We start from the raw sequence: 19,723 nt of genomic DNA, 5'->3' as shown, positions 1-19,723 counted from the left end.
CGTCGCACCTTTGATACGTTGAAGATCGTCGCCGGGCAGCTCAGCGTGACCGAGGCGGCGGAGGAGTTCGGGATCTCGCGGCGGCATCTGCATCGGCTGCTCGCCCGCTACCGGGACGAGGGTCTGGACGGGTTGGAGGCGCGTTCCCGTGCGCCGAAGTCCTCACCGCACGCGGCCACCGATCGGGTTCGGGACCGGATCGTGCAGTTGCGGGTCGCGTTGACCGCGACGGGCACCGATGCCGGACCGGTCACGATCGCCTGGCACCTGCATCAGGAGGGGTTGCGGGCACCGTCGACCTCGACGATCCGCCGGATCCTGCACGCGGCCGGGCTGATCGCCCCGGAACCCCGCAAACGCCCGCGCAGTTCGTACGTGCGGTTCGAAGCGACCCAGCCGAACGAGACCTGGCAGTCCGACTTCACTCACTGGCGCCTCGTTGATGGCACCGACGTGGAGATCCTGAACTGGCTCGATGACTACTCCCGGCTGCTGCTGTCCTGCACCACCCATCACCCCGTCACCGGCCGCACCGTCGTAGACACCTTCTTGGCGTCCATTGACCTCTATGGACCGCCGGCGTCGACGCTCACCGATAACGGCCGCGTCTACACCGCCCGTCACGCGCACGCCCGCAACGAGTTCGAATACGTCCTCGCCGCGTTGAACATCGTTCAGAAGAACGGAGCGCCCAACCACCCGCAGACCCAAGGCAAGATCGAGCGGTTCCACCAGACCCTCAAACGCTGGCTCAGCGCCCGACCTCGAGCTGCGACGATCAGCGAACTGCAGGCGCAGCTCGACGTGTTCCGTGACCACTACAACCAGCAGCGGCCGCACCGCGCCCGAGGAACAACACCCGCGACGGCCTACGCCGCCGCCCCGAAAGCCGCCCCCGCCGGGCATGCCGCCGACACCCACTACCGCGTCCGTCACGACCACGTCGACAGCAACGGCAAAATCAGCTTCCGCCGCGCCGGCCGCATGCACCACCTCGGAATCGGAGCCGACCACCGCGGCACCCCAGTGCTCCTGCTCGCCGACGACTCCACCGTCACCGTCGTCGCCACCCGTACCGGCGAGATCCTCGCCACCAATCAGATCGACCCCGACAAGACCTACTGGCGCAACACGATGAAAGCCCCCGGCCGCTGGCCGGAGGCTTCCAACAAGTGACCTATGACGCGACTCAAGAGAGACCTATGTCGCGACTCATCACAATGGTGGACCTCCGTAGAGAGTTTGAGAACCCCTGCCCACACCTGAAAACCTTGTCTTTGCGCAGGTCACGGGGATTCTACGACCACGACCAGCGCTCCTCTGAGCCTACCGTTTCCGACTCAAGGGGGCGAGTGGTGCGATCACTTGGGATGGCTCAAACCCTCCTTCGCCCGGAGCAGGTCGACGATCTGGTAGCGCAGTACCGCGAGGGCGCAACGCTCGTGGAGCTGGCATCCGTGTTCGGCGTGAACCGCCGCACGGTCGCCACCCACCTCACCCGGCGAGAGGTGACGATCCGCCGTGGACGGTTCGATCCCTCCCGCATCCACGAAGCAGCCGACCTCTACCTCAGCGGGTTGACGCTGGTAGAGGTCGGCATCAAGGTCGGGGCGGGGCCTCAGGCTGTCCGGCGAGCGCTCGCTTCCCACGGCGTCGTGATCCGGCCTGGCGGGCGCTGTGGTTCTCGCATCACGGCATCCACTGCCGTGGGCGGTTGAGCCTAGACACGAAGAGCTGGCTCACGCAGGCTCGCTTCGACGCGCGAGTCGTGGCGCTGGTGACGACGGACCGCAGCCTCGCGCAGGCGCGCGCGGATAAGCAGAGCGACGCTCACGGGTCCCATGATGATGAACTTGAGTGCGTTCCAGCATGCCCAGAGGACAATCAGGTGGAGCCAGCCTGGGCCGCCGTCGGCTGCCGCGCCAGAGCAGATGCTGCCGATCAGGATGTACGGAAGCGCGACCAGCATCGCTGGTATCCCCCACTTGAGTCCGCGGCGGGTGCGGATGGCAGCGAGCAGTCGGTTGCTCGGCATGTAGCGGTGCAGATAGTCGCGGGTGTGAACGCTGAGCGTCCAGATAAGGCGGAACATGACGGGCCTCTCGTCACACGTGTTACTCCGTCGAGGAGGCAGAACGTGTGTGAGTGCCCGAAGGCCGTCCCGGAGGACCCGCAATATGAGGAGAACCTGCCTCACCATCCACTGTACGCCGGGGTCGCCGTTCACGGAACCCTCCGACTCCCGCGTCGCCGCGCGCACCTCTCTGTAGGAGTGAGAGGAGCCGGCGATGACGATCTTGAGCCAGATAGTCCAGGACGAGCGCACAGCACGGATGGTGCTGTCGATGCTCGTCGAACCGGACGATGCCGTCACCGGTCGCCTCCTGGGCGAGCTCGGTGCACAGGAGCTGTTTCGGATCGCCGAGGGTGATGACGCGGTGCCGGGGCTCAGCACCGTTGACGCTCAAGTGTGGCGCGCCCAGTTCCAGCGCCCAGACACTCGGACACTTGAAGAGAACCTCGTCGAAGCCGAGCGCGCCGGTACCGGCACGCTGATTCCCGGAGAGAAAGACTGGCCTTCCGCGCTCGACGATCTTGGCGACCGGCGGCCGTACGTCCTCTGGACTCGTGGCATGACCTCGTTTCTCGCGCGACCGCTCAACGATCTCGTCACGATCACCGGCGCGAGGGCCTCGACATCCTACGGCGAGCAGGTGGCCGGGCAGCTTGCCTCCGACCTCGCCTGCGCTGAGCGGATCATCGTGGCCGGAGGTGCCTACGGCATCGAAGGTGCTGCCCATCGCGCGGCGCTCGCGGCCGGTGGCGATACCATCGCAGTCCTTGCGAACGGAGTTGATCGCGCGTATCCGGCGGGCCACAGCGAGCTGCTCGGTCGTGTCGCTGATGACGGTCTGCTGGTCAGCGAAGTCGCACCCGGCGCAACGCCGACCCGCCATCGGTTCATCGCCCGTGCACGGTTGATGGCCGCACTGTCCACAGCAACGGTCGTGGTTGAGGCCGGCGCGCGATCGGGATCGATGAAGGTCGCGCAGGAAGCGCACCAACTCGGTCGCTCCCTCGGTGCCGTCCCCGGCCCCGTCACCAGCGCGACGAGTGTCGGGCCGCACCGGCTTCTGCACAGTGGGGAGGCCCGGTTGGTGGCCGGCTCGACCGACCTCGAACAGATGATCAGGCAGCCGGTAGGCAGCAGGGGTTCCGTTGCGGCGGTGCGAAGCCGACCTGCTCCCAGCGCCTCGCGTGATGCGCGAAGCGTCGTTGAGATGTGACAGCAAAGCTCTAAACCTGGGCTGCTCCCTCCCCGCGTTGTCGGTGGCCATCCCTACGCTTGTCATATGAGCTTCACTGCCCTCCACCGCGTTCTCGGTCGCGGCCCCGGTCCGTTGACGGACGAACTGCTCGATTCGGCTGTCGCGGCTGGTGCGACGGAGTCCGACGACCTGGACTGGAAGTCGGAGCTTCCACCTCAGAAGGGATTGCCGCAGACCGACTTCCCGAAAGACGTTGCGGCCATGGCGAACAGTGGGGGTGGCGTCATCGTCTTCGGCGTGCACGAGTCACAGAAGGCGGCGACCGGGCGTACCGACGTTGGCGACTTTGACGAGGGGTACGAGCGCTCCCTTCGCAGCGCGGCGATCACCGCGATCACGCCGCCTGTGTTCGGCCTGAACGTGTTTCGGCTGGGCTCGGCGGAAGGCGAGCGTGCCGTCATCGTTGAGGTGCCAGCCAGCGTCGATGGTCCGCATCTGATCTATAGGGGCGACTACTTCGGTGCACCCGTTCGGAACGATGCGGACACGGTGTGGATGAAGGAGCGTCAGATCGAGGCGATGTACCGTGCGCGCTTCGACGAGCGCCGCCACGCCACCGAAGTTCTGGACACGTTGTATGCGGAAGCAGCAGCCGGGCGAGATTCAGAGACGCGCGCCTGGCTGGTAGCAGTTGCCCACCCACGCCTCCCACGCGTCGGAAGTCGGCTCACGCGCGATGAAGCCCGTGAGATCCTCGCAAAGGCTGAGAGCCTTGCGCTCTTTTACGCGGGCCGCGGTGGCATTCACCCACTGGAGAGCGTCGACCGTCACAACCCGCGACCAGGCCTTCGTCGATGGGTGGCCGTGAACAGTGCGGCAGGTGAAGGCTCGGCGTGGAAGGAGGCCTGGGCGAGCATTCACCACGATGGATCAGTCACGATCGCAGCGGCCGTTGGGGGCCACCGCATGAGCAGCGACGGCTACTTCGATGGCTGGCAGGTCCAGTCCGCAGCCATCGAATGCGCGATGGCGGACCTCATGGCGCTGGTGCGCAAGACAGCGGAAGCGACAGGCGGCGGTGAGTACGACATCCGCGTCGGGATCGACTTCACTGGCGATCATCCGCTGACCATCTCAACGATCGACAACTTCGGCTATCACTACGACGGAGCCTCAGTCCCACTTCACCTGTACACGCCAGTCGAGTTCACGGTTAACGCGTCCGAGGCAGACTTGGACTTCTACTGGCACGTCCATGACCTCGCCCAGGACTGCGTGAACCAAGGCGGCATCTCGAACGTGCTGATGATCCAGCCGCCTGACCGCGATGCGCAGGAGACTGCTTGACGCGCACTGCCCTGTGGCCAGCACCAGTGGTCGAGCCAGACGGTGGTAGAAAACGGGGTCTACGGTCGAATGCGGCCCTGGACGCGCGCGCGTGCGCGTAGCCTGTCACGGACCTCTTCATGGATGGTGTTGGAGGTCTGCTCCGCGGTCTCGGCGGAGACAACCAGCGCATATCGGATCGTGTTGCCTGCACGGAGTCGCTGGGCGTCGTCCATGCACTCGACATGAATCGGGAAGCTGTCTCCATCAACGAAAGACATGGCGCGAGAGCCCTGCACAATCTCGTGCTGAAGGCTTCCCCTCCGAACCGCGTTGTGCTCTGCATCGGAACGCTCGCCGCCTGCGAGGCTCGTGTCGGGTGTACTGAAGTAGACCTTCGCGCTGCGGTACCGAGTGAGCTGGCCGACCGTCGGAGCCATGAATGCCAGCGTGATGGTGAAGCGGTGCCATTCCGCTTTCGCTCGAAGCGAGGGAGGCAGTGGGAATCCGTAAGTATGGCGCTCGTTCCGTGCGATTTGACCGCCCGCGACGAGGACGGCTCGGTTGGACGCGGCTTCGCCGAGTCTGCTGAGGTCGAGGCGACCGTAGCCGAGCAGAGCCGTCAACTGCCGCCGAGCATCCTGGCCATTGAGACCAAGATCGTTGCGCAGGCTGTTCTCCCAAGCGCCCCAACTGCTTGCATGGGCAAGGAGAGCGCGCACGAGCAGCGGGTGGTATTGCGGATCAGGAAGCGGTGCGTCTTCGGGATCGCGGTTATCAGACTCAAGGAGGTCAAACAGCCTGCTGGCTTCACGGGTGACGAGCGCCGTCGCGTTACTGGTGCCGTTCGTGAACACCGTGCTGTTGGTAGCACCCCCGCGTCCCGGAGCGGCCACCTGCAAGCCGGGTCCCGTCGCGGCGGTGCGAGCCAGGCCGACGGCAACGTCAGTCTGACCGGGCAGCACGATGGGGCGCGTGTAGAGGGCGCGGCCTCCGGAGTGATGAAGGTCCGGCTTGACCGACCGATCGACACCGGGCCCAACCGACCCGTAGTGTGCGGGAGCGTCCGGGTTGGTGATATCCCACACCGTATCTGGAACTGCGATCTCGCCGAGGCCGTCTGAGTGCGTGGCACCGACGGTGAGGGCGTTCAGTGCATCGCCAGGCGGAAGGATGCCGCGTAGCAGCGCCGTCTCGAAGCCGACCCGCATTGCAGCCAGGCGAGCGGCGTCAGTGTCGTGCGCGGCATCGGCGGGGATCGTGAACTCGTCGGTGTGGTTACCCGCACTGACGACGAACAGCAGATTGTACGAGTGGGCGAGCCAGTCCAGCAGGCGCCCAACGGGGCTCATTCGACGCGTGAGTGCTCGTGTCTGTGCGCCTATGGAGAGGTTCACAACCCGGACGCTCGGCGCTGCGGCAGGCTGGTTCCCCTCGCCCTTCACAATCCGTCTGATCGCACGATGAAGGACGTCGGGGAGCAGACGATTCGGGACTACCTGCTCGTGCCCAGGCATGAACTCATGGGGCTGCAGGATCGGGCGCACGTAGAGAGGACGATCAAGCGCGGGACCGCCATCAGTGAGGTCGCCGTGAATGATGAGTGACGCCATGGCGGTTCCGTGGTGGCGAGCCGCGACGGGGTAGTTCTCACCAAGCCCATCAGGGTCATCGATCGAGAGCCGGCCTTGGAGCGTGTCGTGGTTGGTGAACGGCAGCCCGTCGAGCAGCGCGATCCGAGGCTTGCCTTCGACTCTGTCGCTGCGAGCAAGGTTGGTTTGAGTAACTGGCTCAAGAGTCCCTGGTGCAACGCTCATCGGGGTGAAGGGGCTGACGAACATGACGTCATCAGTCGTGAGAAGCCGAATGGCCGAAGCTCCGTTGGTCAACACGGACTGGACCTGCTGGATCGGGAGTTCAGCCAGGAGCGCGTGGTACTCGATCTCTCCGATCTGCGAGCGATCCAAGACTCGACCGGCGCTGGAAGTGATGACTTCCTCGACGTGCGCCTCGGCAGCCGCACGCTGGGCGGCATCACGCCTGTGCCAGAGCTCGACTTCGACGAGGACGGTGCTGACTGACTGACCGACCATGCTGAGAGTCTCTTCCCAGCGCTCTCGTAGACCAGTCTCACGGATGCGGTCCTCAGCGCCCCACCGACGTATCGCTGTCAGTTGCTGGAAGGCCGTCTTGAACTTGCCTAGCCCGTGCTCGAACGACGCGGACGGGTCGGCCTGCCATTGAGCGAAGAGCCGGAGTAGTTCGTCGATCGCCTTGGTGTTGGACATGACCAAGTACAGCGAGTGCGTGACGCGCTTGTCTGTCCGTCCAGCTTCACGCTCCGTCATGTGGAAATCGTCGTCGGGGTCAGATTGATCCCCGAGAAGCTCCGACAGAAACTCCAGGCCATCGATCCGGTTGATTGCGTTGCGGAAGTCCTTGACGCTTCCCGCCAGATCAAATACGACCACGAGTGCGGGGTCAATCTCCTCTGGGGTGTCGGCGCTCAGACGGGCACGTTCGGCTTCGAAAGCTGCGGCCAAGTCCTTGAACTGAGGAGTCAGTCGTTCACCTTGTCGCCCAGCGCCCGGCTTTGCCAGACGTGGAAGATCACGCGGCGTCTGGGTTGGCCGCGCCACAACCTCCGCCGGCCCGAACGCAAGGAGCGGTTTGCGCTCAACCGTCACCCTGCCGCCTGACCTCGGCGGTGTTCAAGCCGTTCTAGCACTATCCGGCGGATGTTGTCATCCGGGAGTTCCAGCACCGCGCGGCGGCGCACATCAAGTGCGAACTCTTCCAACTCGGCGAAGCTCGCCCCGGCCAACTTGTCGGCGAGGGTACGAGGAGCGAAACCGAGGTCGCCTCCGAGGCGTTCAGCAAGACGTTCGAGGAATCTCGTCGCCTGTGCGCGGCTAGGAGGTCCCAACTCCGTCCGAATCTGGAACCGTCGCCATGCCGCCCGATCCAGCAGCTCGCCGTGGTTGGTTGCGCCAACGAAGATCACGTGGGGTGGCAGTCTGTCGATTTGGAGCAGCAGTGTCGAAACCACCCGCTTGATCTCGCCGGTCTCGTGCTCGTCTGCTCGTTCCTTGGCGATGGTGTCCAGTTCGTCGAAGAACAACACGCAACGGCGGGTCCGCGCGAACTCAAACGCGTTGTCCAGCCGTGCGGCCGTTTCGCCGAGGAAACTCGACATGACTCCCTCGTAGCGGATCACGTAGAAGGGAAGCATCAGTTCTGCCGCGATCGCTTCCGCCACGCTCGTCTTGCCGTTTCCAGGCGGGCCAGACAGCAGAAGTCGGTTGCGCGGCTCAATACCGTAACTACGCAGAAGCTCGGCGCGCTTCTGCTCCTCGATCAGTTCGGTCACGACTCGTTGCGGGACCGGCGCAAGTTCGAGTTCATGCAGCCGACGGTTCGGTACGACCTCATGCACGAGATCGCGGATCGCTGCTGCTCGGTCGTCGCGGACGGGTCCCTGTCCCGTCGTCGTGATGAGTTGCGAGAGCCGATCGGCGAGAAGATGATGCTGGTTGGCGCGTTCTTCGGCGATGACGGACTCAACCAGCACCTTGAAGCGTTCCCGATCGCCGCGGCGTTCGGCCTCGACGAGGTCTAGGAGTAGATCAGCGCGCGCCATCGCCCCGCCTCCTTCAGCCGTGTGTCGTCATGTGGGTTTAAGTCTACTGTCGTGTGGCTCTGAGGCTACTTGGCCGCGCCGACATTCGCGGGTCCGCACCCCTGGGGTCGACACTGGCACTACATTGCCCGCGACGGCCCACCTCTCGACGGGCTTCGAGCTGCGTGAGCATCATCCACGGTTTCAGCGGCCACTCGCACTCGGTCGAGGGCTGCCCGCGCCCGCGCAGCGTCGATCTTCTGGACCGCCGACTCGGGTGGCGCGCCGAGGGGCGTGTCGTCGGTGACGCGGTAACGATCGCGGTAGGCGGCGATCACGCGCGCGGACTTGCGCCAGGCCGCAGCCCGTCGCGGTTCGGTGGGCCGCGTGCCGAGTGCCTTCGTCCACGGCACGCTCTCGGCCAGCGCGCCGTCGAGTACGGCGTCGGCGCGTGCCGCGATGAGCTCCTCTCGCTCGTCGAGAGCCGCTCGCATCTCAACATCGATGACGCCGTGCGCCTGTGGGATGAGGCCGGCGATAAGTCGCGTTGGCTTGCGGGTCCGGCCCGAGCCTGCGGGGCGGCCGGTCGCCCGCTCGACCCGGTAGTGCAGGACGGCGGCGATGTCGTCGGCGTCATCGAATCCTCGCGCGGCCACGAGGCGCGGCAAGAGCGCATCAAGGTTGTGATGGTTGGCCTCGGCGCGGCGAAGTTCAGCGGCAAGGGGGCCGAACGCCTCGGACTCGATGGCGCTCTCGGCCTGTTCGTCGGAGAGCCCGGAGCAGCGGATGAGGGCAGCCCAGCGGTCATGCTGGGCTGCGGCGGCGATGGTCTCGTACTCGGCGGCGAGCTGGGCGATCGAGCCCCACTGTTCCTGCTCGGCGACGATGGTCTCGTGCGCCGAGAGTTCGGCCCCGCTGTGCTGGAGAACGCCGTACAGCACGCTTCGCGCGGTGGCATGCGGGTCGTCGCCAGGGTGCAGCTGGGCATGGTCGTCGGCGCGGTCGAGAGTCACGTAGGCGTGGTTCGCGTGCCGCCCTCGGGTCATAGCGACGTAGAAGGTCTCCCTCGTCGAGGTCGGTTCGACCAACACGTGCGTACTGTCGGTCGTGATGCCTTGGGCGCGGTAGGCGGTGACTGCGTAACCGAGATCGACATGCTCGGCCACATACGAGGCCGGGAGGACGATGCTGCCGCCGAACCTGCGCCCACGCCTGCGAGCCTTGATGGTTCCGTCGTCGCCGACGGTGGTGCCGGTTCCGTAGTCGCGTGCGATGGTGATGGTCCCGTCGTCGCCGACGGCGGTGACGGTCCAGATGTCGCCGTTGCGTACCCAGTCCCGCCCGACCAGGGTGCGCAGTTCGCGCTTGTTGAGTCGCGTGATGATGGTGTCGCCGACGCCAGCGGCGGTGCCGTCGCGCAGCTCGACTTCGCGGTCGGGATTCAGAGTCTTGTTGAGGATCAGGTCGGCGCGGGCGCGACCGTTCAGCGCGGTCACGTCGTCGTGGGTTTCAGCGATCAGCACAGAAACGAGTCCCGCGTCGCGGTCGGCGCGCCATGCGTTGTAAGCCGCGTCGGTCATGGCCTCGGCGTCGCCATCGGCGATGCGCTGGTGGGCGAGGTAAGTGTCGATAGCCGCTGTGCGCCCGTGACGCAGCTCGAGTGAGGCGGTCTTCTCCCAGGCATGGGTGAAGCGGTGAACGTCGACCAGTTCGGGAGTGTCGGCCCGGTCTCTAGCGATCATCGCGAACGCGCCGCCGGCATCTACGGATTGCAGTTGGGCGTAGTCGCCGACAAGCAGCACCTTCGCGCCAGCGTCTTGGGCGAGGTGGGTGATGCGGTCCAGTGACAGGGTGCCGGCGAGGGAGGCTTCGTCGATGATGACGAGCTGGCCTGCCTCGAACGCGGTGCCGTGGATCAGGTGGTTCTGCCACCACTTCGCAGTGTTCTCCGTCGCGATTCCGAGGTCGTCGGCGAGGACCTGTGCGGCGACCGCTGACGGCGCGAGCCCGACGACGGAACCGGAGCCGTGCTGGGCTTCCCAGGCGCGGCGGAGCGCGTTCATTGCGGTGGTCTTGCCCGCACCGGCAGGACCGACCAGCACGTCGAGCATCCGACCCGACACCGCGATCCGGGTCAGGGCGTCGGCTTGGTCGTCGCCGAGCATCCGACCGTCCGCATCGGGACTGCGCGTGATCTTCTCGACCGTGGCAAGCGTCACCGTCGACCCGCCGAGGTTGGCTGCTCGTTCGAGAAGTCTGTCCTCGGCCGCGAGCTGGGACTCGGAGGTGAACACGGTCGAGCTCTTCGGTCGGAACACCGAGGTGCCGTCGGTCCGACGGAACACGACGGGCGAGGCGCCGAGTTCGGGCGGGGTCAAGCGAAGCGAAGCGAACTCGGCGGCATCGGCAACCATGGCGACGATGGCTTCCCGGTCGTGCATGGTGGCGAAGCGCCAGCCCATCGTCTGCCGGGATGCCTCGGCCATGAGATTCCAGCGTCGCCAGGTCGAGCGCTTCTCACCGACCACCTCGACGACCGAACGCCCAATCTCGCCAATGACAATGAGCGGTACGTCGTCGGCACGCAGCAGGAGCGGCTTGTCGTTGTCGGTCACCTCGCGCGCCCACGTCGTCGCATCCCGCCCCAACGACTTCGTGGCGCGCTCCCGCCATTCGACGGTGAGGTCAGCCAAGGACCGAACCTGCTTCTCGGGCCGAGTCGCGAGTGTGGCTTGAGCTCGCAATTTCATGATCGCCGCTGGTGTCGGGCGTCGTCCGTGCGCTGCAACGTACTTGGCGATGAGGCGATCGGTCTCGGCGTTGATGTGACGCGCGCGGGTAGAGAACTCGGCGATCAGTTCATCGGGCACTCCAGTGATCGCCCATGCAGGGTTGTGGTCGCGGCCCATCTCTCGGGCCTCCCATGAGACGCCGAAGGTGCGCGTCATGTGGTCGGCGAACACGGCTTCGTGGAGTTCGGAGAGCGCGACGACGGCGGTGTGCATGGGTCTGCCGTCGAGCGAGCGCCACTTCCCATCGAGGACGGTCTTGGCCTTGTTGCTGATGACGACGTGCGTGTGGAGGTGGGGGTCGCCGGCGCGGGAGTCGAAGTGATCGAAGGCGGTCGCGATGAGCCCGGTGACATCGACCTGCGCAACCGCGCCGTCTCCGGCGGTTGCGCCCGTGCGCGTGGCTGCAACCTCGCGTTCCATGAACGCAACCACCTCCGCAACCGCGCGATGATGCGCCTCGGCGATGAGTGCCTGGACCCCGGCGTCGGCGACTGCCCACAACACGCTCGCGGACTTCGGGATCGAGAAGGTGAAGTCGAAGCCCGCCACAGCACGCCGTGTACTTCGGGCTGTCTCCTCGGCAACGATCTGCGCGACGGCCTCTCCCTTGGCGCCGGGGGTCATCGTCGGTTCGAGGTCAGCGATCCGCGCTTCGATTCGCTGCTCCTGGCTCTTGTATGCCGCGAAGCCCAGGCCGAGCTTGTCGCCGGTGATCGGATCACAGCCTGTGCCCATCAGGAGCTGGAGTTGGTGTTCCGATACTCGGTCGCCCACCTGAATCTCGCCCTTGCCGAGGGCCGCTACGCCCGCGCCGAGCCAGCGACCAGGCGGGGTGCCGTCCTCCATGTAGTAGCGGGTAAGCGGCGTCGAGAGCGGTCGGTCTCCGTCGGCTGCCACGACGGTCTTGAGCAGGTACTTGTAGCCGTCACCTGCCGACATCACGCGCATCGAAACCGTCATGCCCACCTCCGCTCCTGCCGGGCAGGTGAGCACCCGCACCCGGTGACTTCTGAAGCGGCAATGCCCGACTCAACCTCGACCTGCAAGAGGCGTGTGACCTCGGATGGCGGTCGGAGCCGAGGCCGGAGATGGAGGCATCGGGCGGCGGCAAGCGGGGGCTCGGTTGAGCAGCGGGCGCGTGTCGGAGTCGTGCACCTGACAGGTGACCAGCTCGGCATCAGTTCTCGATGAGGCACGGATGCCGGGGACGTCCGTCGCCGGAGCAGACTTCATGCACGACCTCGACGCCAGCGGCGGCTTCCCATGCCAAGACGTGTCCACCGTCGGCAAGCGCGCCGGCCTCGCGCCAGGTACGCGCTCGGGGCTCTGGGCGCACATGGCCGCAGCCATCGACGCGCTCCAGCCCGAGTGGGTCGTCATCGAGAACGTCCGCGGGCTGCTGTCCTCACCCGCGACACGGCCACCCGCAGAAGGAGACGACCATGAACGACGCAACCCAGGTGGGCTGACCCCGTTTCGTAGGTCCAGTCGTTATGAGAGTCGTCCTGTTGTCCGCGGTCGCGGGCAGGGAGACTGGTCAGATCATGACGAACAGCAGGAAGCGTCACACCCCGGAGCAGGTCGTCCGTAAGCTCGGGCAGGCCGACAGGATGCTCGCCGACGGTCAGGACGTCGCGGCGGTGTGCCGGGAGCTCGTGGTGTCCGAGCAGACGTACTACCGGTGGCGGAACCAGTACGGCGGCCTCAAGGCCGACGACGCAAAGCGCCTGAAGGAGCTGGAGAAGCAGAATGCGACCCTGAAGCGTCTGCTCGCGGAAGCGGAGCTGGAGAAGGCCGCGCTCAAGGAGCTGGCTGAGGGAAACTGGCTCTTCGGAATTAGGGGTGTAGTTGGGGTCTGAATCCTCCGGCTTCGAGCAGGCTTCTTGCGATGTAGTTCGTGAGGTTCCGGAAGCCGAGCGCGGAGCCGCGGAGGTGTTCAAGTCGTCCGTTGATCGCCTCCGTTGGGCCGTTCGAGGTGCCGGGCCGATCGAAGAACGCGAGCACGTCGGCGGCGCGCTGCTTGAGGGTGCGGCCGAGCTTGCGGATCTCGACGAGCGCGGCAGGAACCCCGGTGCTGACCGCGTCGATCAGGGTCTGCATCATCTGCTTGCCATTCTTCTTGTCGGGTTCGCGATACGCGGCGATCATGCGCTGGTAGATGCCCCAGGTCGCTTCGACCTCGACGTGCTCCTCGGTCGCGAACAGCGCCTCCAGCCGAGCGCGTTGCCGGTCGGTGAGTAGCTTGTCGCCGGTGTGCAGGGTGCGGCGCGCCTGATAGAGCGGGTCGCCCTTCATCCCGCGGTGTCCGTGTAGATCCTGCTGAACGCGGCGGCGACACACATCGAGCGCATCGCCGGCGAGACGGACCACATGGAACGGATCCATCACCGGGACCGCGTCGGGCAGCTCTTCGGCGGCGGCCGTCTTGAAGCCGCTGAACCCGTCCATCGCGACCACCTCGATCCGCTTGGACCACTCCTTGGGCCGTGCCGCGAGCCACTGCTTGAACACGGCCTTCGAACGGCCCTCGACCATGTCCAGCAGCTGGGCCGGGCCTGTCTTCTCGCGGGCGGGCGTGAGGTCGATGATCACGGTCACGTACTTGTCGCCGTACCGGGTGTGACGCCAGACATGCTCATCGACGCCCAGGGTCGTGACCCCGTCGAACCGGCCGGGAGCGTCGATCAGACGACGCCGACCCTCGGCGAGAATCGCACTGTTCGCGGTATGCCAGGACACCCCCAGACCGGCCGCGGCGCGGGTCACCGTGAGATGGTCGACCACGATCGCCGTCAGCGCCCACCCGAGCCCGCCACGCGAGATCTTCGCCCGCGGCGCGGCGGCCTTCGTGGTGTCCTGCCGCCACGTCTTCCCGCAGTGCGCGCACCGGTAGCGGCGCACCCGGACCAGCAGTGTCGTGGGCCGGTGCCCGAACGGCTCATGCGCGAGCCGACGCACCACGGTGTCTCTCGGGACGCCTTCCGCGCCGCACTTCCGGCACCAGGGATCGTTCTCGACGACGCGGCACTCGATCACCGCCCGATCCGCCTCGAGATGTTGACCTACAGCCTCGAGGCCGAGCTCGTCGAGACGGCAGAACGTGGTCAGGCAGGGCGCGGCGAAGGTAGTTTGGAGCACGTCGAGGTCTTTCGGATGGGCAGTGTAGGAACTTCCATCCTGGAAGACCTCGACGCCTATCCGGCAATCGACCCGCGAACCTCGACTACACCCTCAACTGCGAAGAGCCCTCATCGACCAAGTGGACGTCAAGCACTCCACTCTCGGTATCGTCATCACCGCCCTCAGCGTCGTCATCATGCCGTTCCTCTCGCTCGCGGAGCGTCGCGCCGGTCGCGAGCTGGGATCGGCCACGGCCCGACACGCCATATCGCCGGCGCGGTCGTCGGACGGGAAGAGGTCTATAGCCGCGACAACGATAACGGGTGAGCTAGGACAGCCTTGTCAATTGCGTTCGGCGGAACAATCGCTCGGCGTCGTCGAGTAGCTCAGAGCGGCGACAATCATGACGTCTAGACGCGCAGCTGCCTAAATTGCCCTGCATGACGGTTGTGTCAGAGCCCGAATGCTCCCCCGCTGATCAGGATGAAGATGCCAAGCCCGATAAGAACGAGAGGGAACAAGATGTGCTCCCAACGTTCCAGGATCTCCGCGATCGGACGTCGCGTGGCAATGAACTTGGCCACGACCACCAGCACTGCAACGAACACGAGGAACACAACGCAGTATGCGACGACGGCAGCGGGCCCCACGCTGAGGAAGACGGGAACGTAGACGCCGATGTTGTCCCCACCGTTAGCGAAGGTGACTCCAGCCACGGCCCAGACAGCGACCTTCTTGCCTTCGATCTTGCTCTCATCGTCATCGTCATCGTCGTCGTGTCGGCGGTGCCAGGCTTGCCAAGCCGCCCACAGCCCTAGACCTAGCGGAATGAGCCCGAAGTAGGGAATCACCTCTGGAGGCAGAAACGCCCCAGCGCCGAGGGATACGAGCACGGCGGCGCCGAGAATACCTGCGAATCCCACATACTGACCAACGAGGATCCGAACTGTAGTTCCCCGTTGCCCGGCGCCGCGGGCGAAGAACAGAGAGAGCACGATGATGTCGTCGATGTTCGTCGCGAGGAACAGCCCGATCGCCTGCAGAACGGAGGAGAAGATCATGCTCGGGTCTTTCCCTGACGGAGGTATAGCAGGAGGCCGAATCCGACGCCGATGCCGATGATGACGTCGGCGAGGTTACCGATGAACAGGTTGCCGTAGGCGAGAAAGTCTGTGACATGACCCACTCCGAATCCGGGTGGAGCAAACAGCCGATCTAGGAGGTTACCGACCGCGCCGCCCCAGATTAGCCCGATCACGACGGCCCACCCCGCGGTGCGGGCGCGTGTGGCGGCAAGGAGCAGACCCACGGATGCTGCGGCCGCGATGAGGGTGATCAGCCAGGTTGAGCCGGATCCGAGGGACATGACGGTGCCGGGGTTGAACGCGAGTTGTAGGCCGAGCAAGTCTCCGAGGAGCGGAATGCGGGCTTGTTCGCTGAGCCGTGCGAGGGCGAGTGCTTTGGTGCCTTGGTCGATCAGCACGGCACTGGCGGCAACGGCGAACGCGAGCAGAAACAGTCGGGGTCGCACGCGCGCACCAATTGGGCCGGCGGCACTCAATACGGCACCCGCCCTCCCGGGCGCACGGCTGTCAGCGGGCCCGGTCATGGTGCGTGCGCCGCGCCGCGCGGAGGCCGTTGAGGATGACGATGACTTCCGCGATTTCGTGGACGAGCACCACGGCCGCAAGTCCGAGGATTCCGGTGATCGCCAGCGGTAGGAGGACAGCGATGATCGCGATGGACAGTATGACGTTCTGGTTGATGATATTGCGGCCGCGGCGGGCATGGGCGAGGGCCTGCGGAATGAGGCGCAGGTCGTGGCCGGTGAATGCGACGTCGGCGGACTCGATGGCGGCATCGGCGCCCTTGGCTCCCATCGCGATCCCTAGGTCGGCGGCTGCGAGAGCGGGGGCGTCGTTGATACCGTCCCCGATCATGGCGGTGGGCTGCGACTTCGACAGTTCCGCGACAGCGGTGGCCTTATCCTCGGGGCGTAGTTCGGCACGTACGTCGCTGATGCCGGCCTGTGCGGCGAGGGCGGCGGCGGTGCGGGCGTTGTCGCCGGTGAGCATCGTCACGCCGATCCCACGCCGGTTCAGTGTGTCAATGACTTCGGGAACCTCGGGGCGCAGCTCGTCCCGCACTCCGATCGCTCCGGCGGGCTGGTCGTTGCGGTGGACGATCACAACGGTCATGCCCTCGGACTCCATCGCCTGCACCTCGTCGGCCAGCGTGCCAGCGTCCAGCCAGCGTGGACTCCCTACCGCGAGACGAGCACCGTCGAGGGTGCCGACGATGCCGTGGCCCGCGGTCTCGCGGACGTCGGTAGCAGCCGGAGCGCCGGGAACCGCGTTGTTGGTGATCGCTGCGGCGAGGGGATGTGTGCTGTGACCTTCCAGGCTCGCTGCCCATGCCAGCACGTCATCCTTGGTCGCGCCGGTGGTGACGACACGGGTCACGGTGGGCTCATTGCGAGTCAGGGTGCCGGTCTTGTCGACGGCGAGGTGGCGGATGCCACCGAATCGCTCGAAAGCGGCCCCGGACTTTACGACCACGCCGAACTTGGAGGCTGCGCCGATCGCAGAGACGACGGTGACCGGGACGGCGATCGCCAGAGCACATGGCGAGGCTGCGACCAGCACGACCAGGGCGCGGGTGATCCACAGCTCGGGGTCGCCGCTCAGCAGCGACCCGAGCGCGCCGACCAGCACGGCGAGGATCATCACCCCGGGCACGAGGGGTCGGGCGATCCGGTCGGCCAGGCGGGCGCGGTCGCCCTTCTCGGCCTGGGCCTGCTCGACCAGCTCCACGATCGTGGTGAGCGAGTTGTCGGTGCCGGCGGCGGTGGCCTCGACTTCGAGGACGCCGGTGGTGTTGATCGACCCGGCCGACACGTCGGTGCCGGGCTCGACCTCGACCGGGATCGACTCGCCTGTGATCGCCGACGTGTCCAGGCTGCTCCGCCCGGCGCGCACGATGCCGTCCGTGGCAATCCGCTCGCCCGGCCGGACCACGAGCACGTCACCGACGCGCAGTTCCTTCGCCTCCACCTCGACCGTGGCGTCGCCGCGCTGGACCCGTGCGGTGTCGGGCACCAGCTTCAACAGTGCCCGCAATCCTGCGCGGGCGCGGTCCATCGCCTTGTCTTCCAACGCCTCCGCGATGGAGTACAAGAACGCCAGCGCGGCGGCCTCCTCGACATAGCCGAGGATCACGGCGCCAGTGGCGCTGATTGTCATCAGCAGGCCGATGCCTAGCTTGCCCTTGGTGAACAGCTTACGCAGCGCGCCCGGCACAAACGTGTACGCGCCCAGCAGCAGACCGATCCAGAACGACACCAGGCCCGCGGTCTCCGCGCCGGTCCACTCGCAGACCAGGCCGGCGGCGAACGCGACGCCGGAGGCGATCGGAATCAGAACGCTCGGGCTCCGGTACCACGGCCGGTCATCGTCATCATCGTCGTCGTCGAGGTCGACGTGCTCGACTTGCGAACCCGTGACCGCGCTCATGCCCGAACCTTCCCCGCCACGCAACCCTCGACCCCGCAGTCCGGGTCCATGCACGGCACGCTCTCGTCGACCGCTAGCGTCACATCCACCAGCGCCGTCAGGGCGCGGGCAAGGTGCGAGTCTGCGACCTCGTAGCGGGTCTGCCGGCCCTCTGGCTCGGCAACCACGATCCCGCACCCCCGCAGACACGTCAGATGGTTCGACACGTTTGAGCGGGTCAGTCCCAGCTCGCGAGACAACACCGCCGGGTAGTTCGGTCCGTCTAGGAGAGTCAGAAGGATGCGAGAGCGGGTCGGGTCAGCCATGGCGCGCCCCAGCCGGTTCATCACGTCGAGTCGATCAGCATGAGTCAGCATTCGATGAATAATACACTGCACAATGAACTAATCAAGCTGGACAATCGGGCAGGCGATCGTCGACTGTTGAAGCAGCATCGGATCCGCCTTACTGGAGCCGGTCGGCTGAATGGCTGGGTATGGTCAGCTAAGGCCGGAGTATGCGTGAAGTCCTTTGAAGAACATGTTGACGACGGTGAAATTGAACAGCACAGTGGCGAACCCGGTGATGCACAGCCAGGCGGAGCGGGTGCCGCGCCAGCCTCTCGTTGCGCGGGCGTGAATGTACCCCGCGTACAGCACCCAGATCACAAAAGTCCACACTTCCTTGGTGTCGAACCCCCAATAGCGTCCCCAGGAGTCGTTGGCCCAGATGGCGCCGGCGATCAGCGTGAAGGTCCAAAACACAAACCCAACGATCACGAATCGGTACGCGAGGGACTCGAGCGCGTCTGCGGTGGGCAGCGTCGCCAGGAACCGCGGGCCGCCATTTCGAGCTGAGGTGGTGTCGGCCCGCCGTTCCCGGCGGGTTTGCATGAGCTGGGTGACTGCGAGGCCGCAGGCGATCGCGAACAGGGCAGTGGCGAGCGAGGCGACGAAGACGTGGATGACCAGCCAGATGCTCTTGAGCGGGTCCATCAGCGGGACGACCTCAACGTAGAACGCAATGGTCGCCCCACCCAGCAGCAATACGATCATGCCGATGAGGAACGCTCCCAGGAAGCGGAGGTCGTAACGGCGCAGAACCAGCAGGTATACGGCGACGATTAGGAGGGTACCCGTCAGCGCGAACTCGTACATGTTCGCCCACGGCACCCGCCCAGCAGCGATCCCGCGCAGAACTGTGCCGGCCAGGTGGAACAGGAACGCGAGGACCGTCAGTGACGTCCCGATCCGCGCCCACAACAGCCGTTGCCGATTCGCGGGCGGCGTGCGAACGCTGTCCACCGGCCCACTCTGCCTGCTCTGTGTCGACCGGTCCGCTCGTGCGGCAGCGCCGACCAGGGCCGGCTCCCGCTGTGGGACGCTGGCGGGGACGGAGCGCCCGGCGAGGTCGATGGTGTACGCGATGAACGCAAGCAGATAGGTGGCGATCGCCGTCCACACCACAAGCAGTGAGATGCCGTCGAGGGACAGCGGGTCGGGTCCAGTCATGACAGAGTCGTCCTCTTCGTCGTATCGGTCAGGGGGTGCCCGCAAGCGGGGTGGTGCGGTAGATCCGTGCTGCGCATAGGTCAGCCCGCGTTTGCTTCCAGCAAACGCGGCGTGTCCACGGCGGTTCTGTCGAGGTAAACCTCGAAGTGCAGATGGTTCGCGGTGGAGCGTCCCGTGTTGCCAACGAGTCCGACCAGCTGCCCGGCCGTGACGGTCTGCCCGGCCGTGACGGTCTGCCCGGCGGCAACCTGCCGGCTACCGGTCCCGCACTCCTCCGCCATCCAGCACCAGGCAGTGTGGGATCACTGCCCGTCGCCAGCGTTCGCAGCGACCCGGCAAGTCGACCTCCGGCAGGCCTCACCCGTGGCGTGTTCATGGCTGACTCCCCGGGTAAGTCGGACGATCTGTGCCGTCCGCACGCGTGCGGGCACGGTGGGAGAACCACGCCGCGGTGAGAGCGCCGGCGGCAGCGAGGACGATGAGAGCGGTGAGCCAGGGACCGAGGATCACCGCTGGGGTGAGTCCGGTGCGCAGCGGGACGGTGCTGATCGACGCGCCAGCGGTGTCGACACCGATGCTGTCGACGGTGGTGCCG

18 protein-coding genes and 3 pseudogenes are annotated in these 19,723 nt (G+C 66.0%); 9 read left to right on the top strand and 12 right to left on the bottom strand.

Features of this window, described 5'->3' with window-relative positions:
• The first annotated feature begins 18 nt into the window (after window positions 1–18).
• Complete coding sequence (locus B4F19_RS15000; protein ID WP_292735987.1) at window positions 19–1,176, top strand: IS481 family transposase; 1,158 nt, start codon at window positions 19–21, stop codon at window positions 1,174–1,176.
• Window positions 1,177–1,370: 194 nt separating this feature from the next.
• Window positions 1,371–1,718: a hypothetical protein gene (locus B4F19_RS14995; protein WP_228176932.1), complete on the top strand. Its 348-nt coding sequence runs from the start codon at window positions 1,371–1,373 to the stop codon at window positions 1,716–1,718.
• A 2-nt stretch (window positions 1,719–1,720) separates the two neighbouring features.
• Here B4F19_RS14995 and B4F19_RS14990 read toward each other — a convergent pair whose 3' ends face one another.
• Window positions 1,721–2,092, bottom strand: a complete 372-nt coding sequence (locus B4F19_RS14990) for a hypothetical protein (RefSeq protein WP_054682923.1) — start codon at window positions 2,090–2,092, stop codon at window positions 1,721–1,723.
• A gap of 196 nt (window positions 2,093–2,288) precedes the next feature.
• Here B4F19_RS14990 and B4F19_RS14985 point away from each other — a divergent pair, with 196 nt between their 5' ends.
• Window positions 2,289–3,287 (top strand): DNA-processing protein DprA, encoded by a 999-nt coding sequence (locus B4F19_RS14985; RefSeq protein ID WP_054682925.1) that lies wholly within the window; start codon window positions 2,289–2,291, stop codon window positions 3,285–3,287.
• A gap of 66 nt (window positions 3,288–3,353) precedes the next feature.
• Window positions 3,354–4,616 carry a helix-turn-helix domain-containing protein gene (locus B4F19_RS14980; protein ID WP_054682927.1) on the top strand — a complete coding sequence of 421 codons (1,263 nt, stop codon included), beginning with the start codon at window positions 3,354–3,356 and terminating at the stop codon, window positions 4,614–4,616.
• Window positions 4,617–4,675: 59 nt separating this feature from the next.
• Here B4F19_RS14980 and B4F19_RS14975 read toward each other — a convergent pair whose 3' ends face one another.
• Window positions 4,676–6,943: a S8 family peptidase gene (locus B4F19_RS14975; RefSeq protein WP_228176930.1), complete on the bottom strand. Its 2,268-nt coding sequence runs from the start codon at window positions 6,941–6,943 to the stop codon at window positions 4,676–4,678.
• Between B4F19_RS14975 and B4F19_RS14970 the strand changes: the two genes are divergently transcribed.
• A complete protein-coding gene (locus B4F19_RS14970) occupies window positions 6,944–7,294 on the top strand; it encodes a hypothetical protein (protein WP_228176929.1) in 351 nt (116 codons plus the stop codon). It begins immediately after the preceding gene.
• Here the strand turns inward: B4F19_RS14970 and B4F19_RS14965 are convergent.
• Complete coding sequence (locus B4F19_RS14965; protein WP_228176928.1) at window positions 7,279–7,965, bottom strand: AAA family ATPase; 687 nt, start codon at window positions 7,963–7,965, stop codon at window positions 7,279–7,281. The two genes, B4F19_RS14970 and B4F19_RS14965, sit on opposite strands and share 16 nt — an antisense overlap.
• A 33-nt stretch (window positions 7,966–7,998) precedes the next feature.
• On the opposite strand from B4F19_RS14965, the gene B4F19_RS14960 reads away from it, so the two are divergent.
• Window positions 7,999–8,214: a hypothetical protein gene (locus B4F19_RS14960; protein WP_228176927.1), complete on the top strand. Its 216-nt coding sequence runs from the start codon at window positions 7,999–8,001 to the stop codon at window positions 8,212–8,214.
• 140 nt (window positions 8,215–8,354) lie between these two features.
• Here the strand turns inward: B4F19_RS14960 and mobF are convergent, their stop codons facing one another.
• Window positions 8,355–11,966, bottom strand: a complete 3,612-nt coding sequence (mobF, locus tag B4F19_RS14955; protein WP_228176926.1) for a MobF family relaxase — start codon at window positions 11,964–11,966, stop codon at window positions 8,355–8,357.
• 238 nt (window positions 11,967–12,204) lie between these two features.
• On the opposite strand from mobF, the gene B4F19_RS14950 reads away from it, so the two are divergent.
• Together B4F19_RS14950 and B4F19_RS14945 are read left to right on the top strand one after the other, a co-directional pair.
• On the top strand, window positions 12,205–12,597 hold the full coding sequence (locus B4F19_RS14950; protein WP_082406192.1) for a DNA cytosine methyltransferase: 393 nt from the start codon (window positions 12,205–12,207) through the stop codon (window positions 12,595–12,597).
• Window positions 12,551–12,835: pseudogene (locus B4F19_RS14945) on the top strand (transposase); the annotation flags it as partial. The gene B4F19_RS14950 and the pseudogene B4F19_RS14945, both read left to right, overlap by 47 nt.
• 7 nt (window positions 12,836–12,842) lie before the next feature.
• Here B4F19_RS14945 and B4F19_RS14940 read toward each other — a convergent pair.
• Window positions 12,843–14,144 carry an ISL3 family transposase gene (locus B4F19_RS14940; RefSeq protein WP_054678531.1) on the bottom strand — a complete coding sequence of 434 codons (1,302 nt, stop codon included), beginning with the start codon at window positions 14,142–14,144 and terminating at the stop codon, window positions 12,843–12,845.
• Window positions 14,145–14,274: 130 nt separating this feature from the next.
• On the opposite strand from B4F19_RS14940, the pseudogene B4F19_RS14935 reads away from it, so the two are divergent.
• Window positions 14,275–14,382 (top strand): annotated as a pseudogene (locus B4F19_RS14935) (cobalt transporter); the annotation flags it as partial.
• Window positions 14,383–14,578: 196 nt separating this feature from the next.
• Here B4F19_RS14935 and B4F19_RS14930 read toward each other — a convergent pair.
• The 7 genes and pseudogenes from B4F19_RS14930 to B4F19_RS14900 all read right to left on the bottom strand — a co-directional run.
• On the bottom strand, window positions 14,579–15,187 hold the full coding sequence (locus B4F19_RS14930) for a cadmium resistance transporter (protein ID WP_210006387.1): 609 nt from the start codon (window positions 15,185–15,187) through the stop codon (window positions 14,579–14,581).
• Entirely contained in the window at window positions 15,184–15,657 is a 474-nt protein-coding gene (locus B4F19_RS14925; RefSeq protein ID WP_228176924.1) for a signal peptidase II, read from the bottom strand. Before B4F19_RS14925 ends, B4F19_RS14930 begins: the two co-directional genes overlap by 4 nt.
• 61 nt (window positions 15,658–15,718) lie before the next feature.
• Window positions 15,719–17,638 (bottom strand): heavy metal translocating P-type ATPase, encoded by a 1,920-nt coding sequence (locus B4F19_RS14920; protein ID WP_114587691.1) that lies wholly within the window; start codon window positions 17,636–17,638, stop codon window positions 15,719–15,721.
• Window positions 17,635–17,994, bottom strand: a complete 360-nt coding sequence (gene cmtR / locus B4F19_RS14915; RefSeq protein ID WP_228176923.1) for a Cd(II)/Pb(II)-sensing metalloregulatory transcriptional regulator CmtR — start codon at window positions 17,992–17,994, stop codon at window positions 17,635–17,637. The genes B4F19_RS14920 and cmtR overlap by 4 nt, the downstream gene beginning before the upstream one ends.
• Before the next feature lie 123 nt (window positions 17,995–18,117).
• Entirely contained in the window at window positions 18,118–19,128 is a 1,011-nt protein-coding gene (ccsB, locus tag B4F19_RS14910; RefSeq protein ID WP_228176922.1) for a c-type cytochrome biogenesis protein CcsB, read from the bottom strand.
• An 80-nt stretch (window positions 19,129–19,208) separates the two neighbouring features.
• Entirely contained in the window at window positions 19,209–19,409 is a 201-nt protein-coding gene (locus tag B4F19_RS14905; RefSeq protein WP_307803450.1) for a M23 family metallopeptidase, read from the bottom strand.
• 91 nt (window positions 19,410–19,500) lie between these two features.
• Window positions 19,501–19,723: pseudogene (locus B4F19_RS14900) on the bottom strand (apolipoprotein N-acyltransferase); the annotation flags it as partial.

The sequence above is a fragment of the Microbacterium sp. UBA1097 genome (assembly GCF_002313585.1).
Classification (GTDB): domain Bacteria; phylum Actinomycetota; class Actinomycetes; order Actinomycetales; family Microbacteriaceae; genus Microbacterium.
This window is presented reverse-complemented; position numbering and strand designations above follow the sequence as displayed.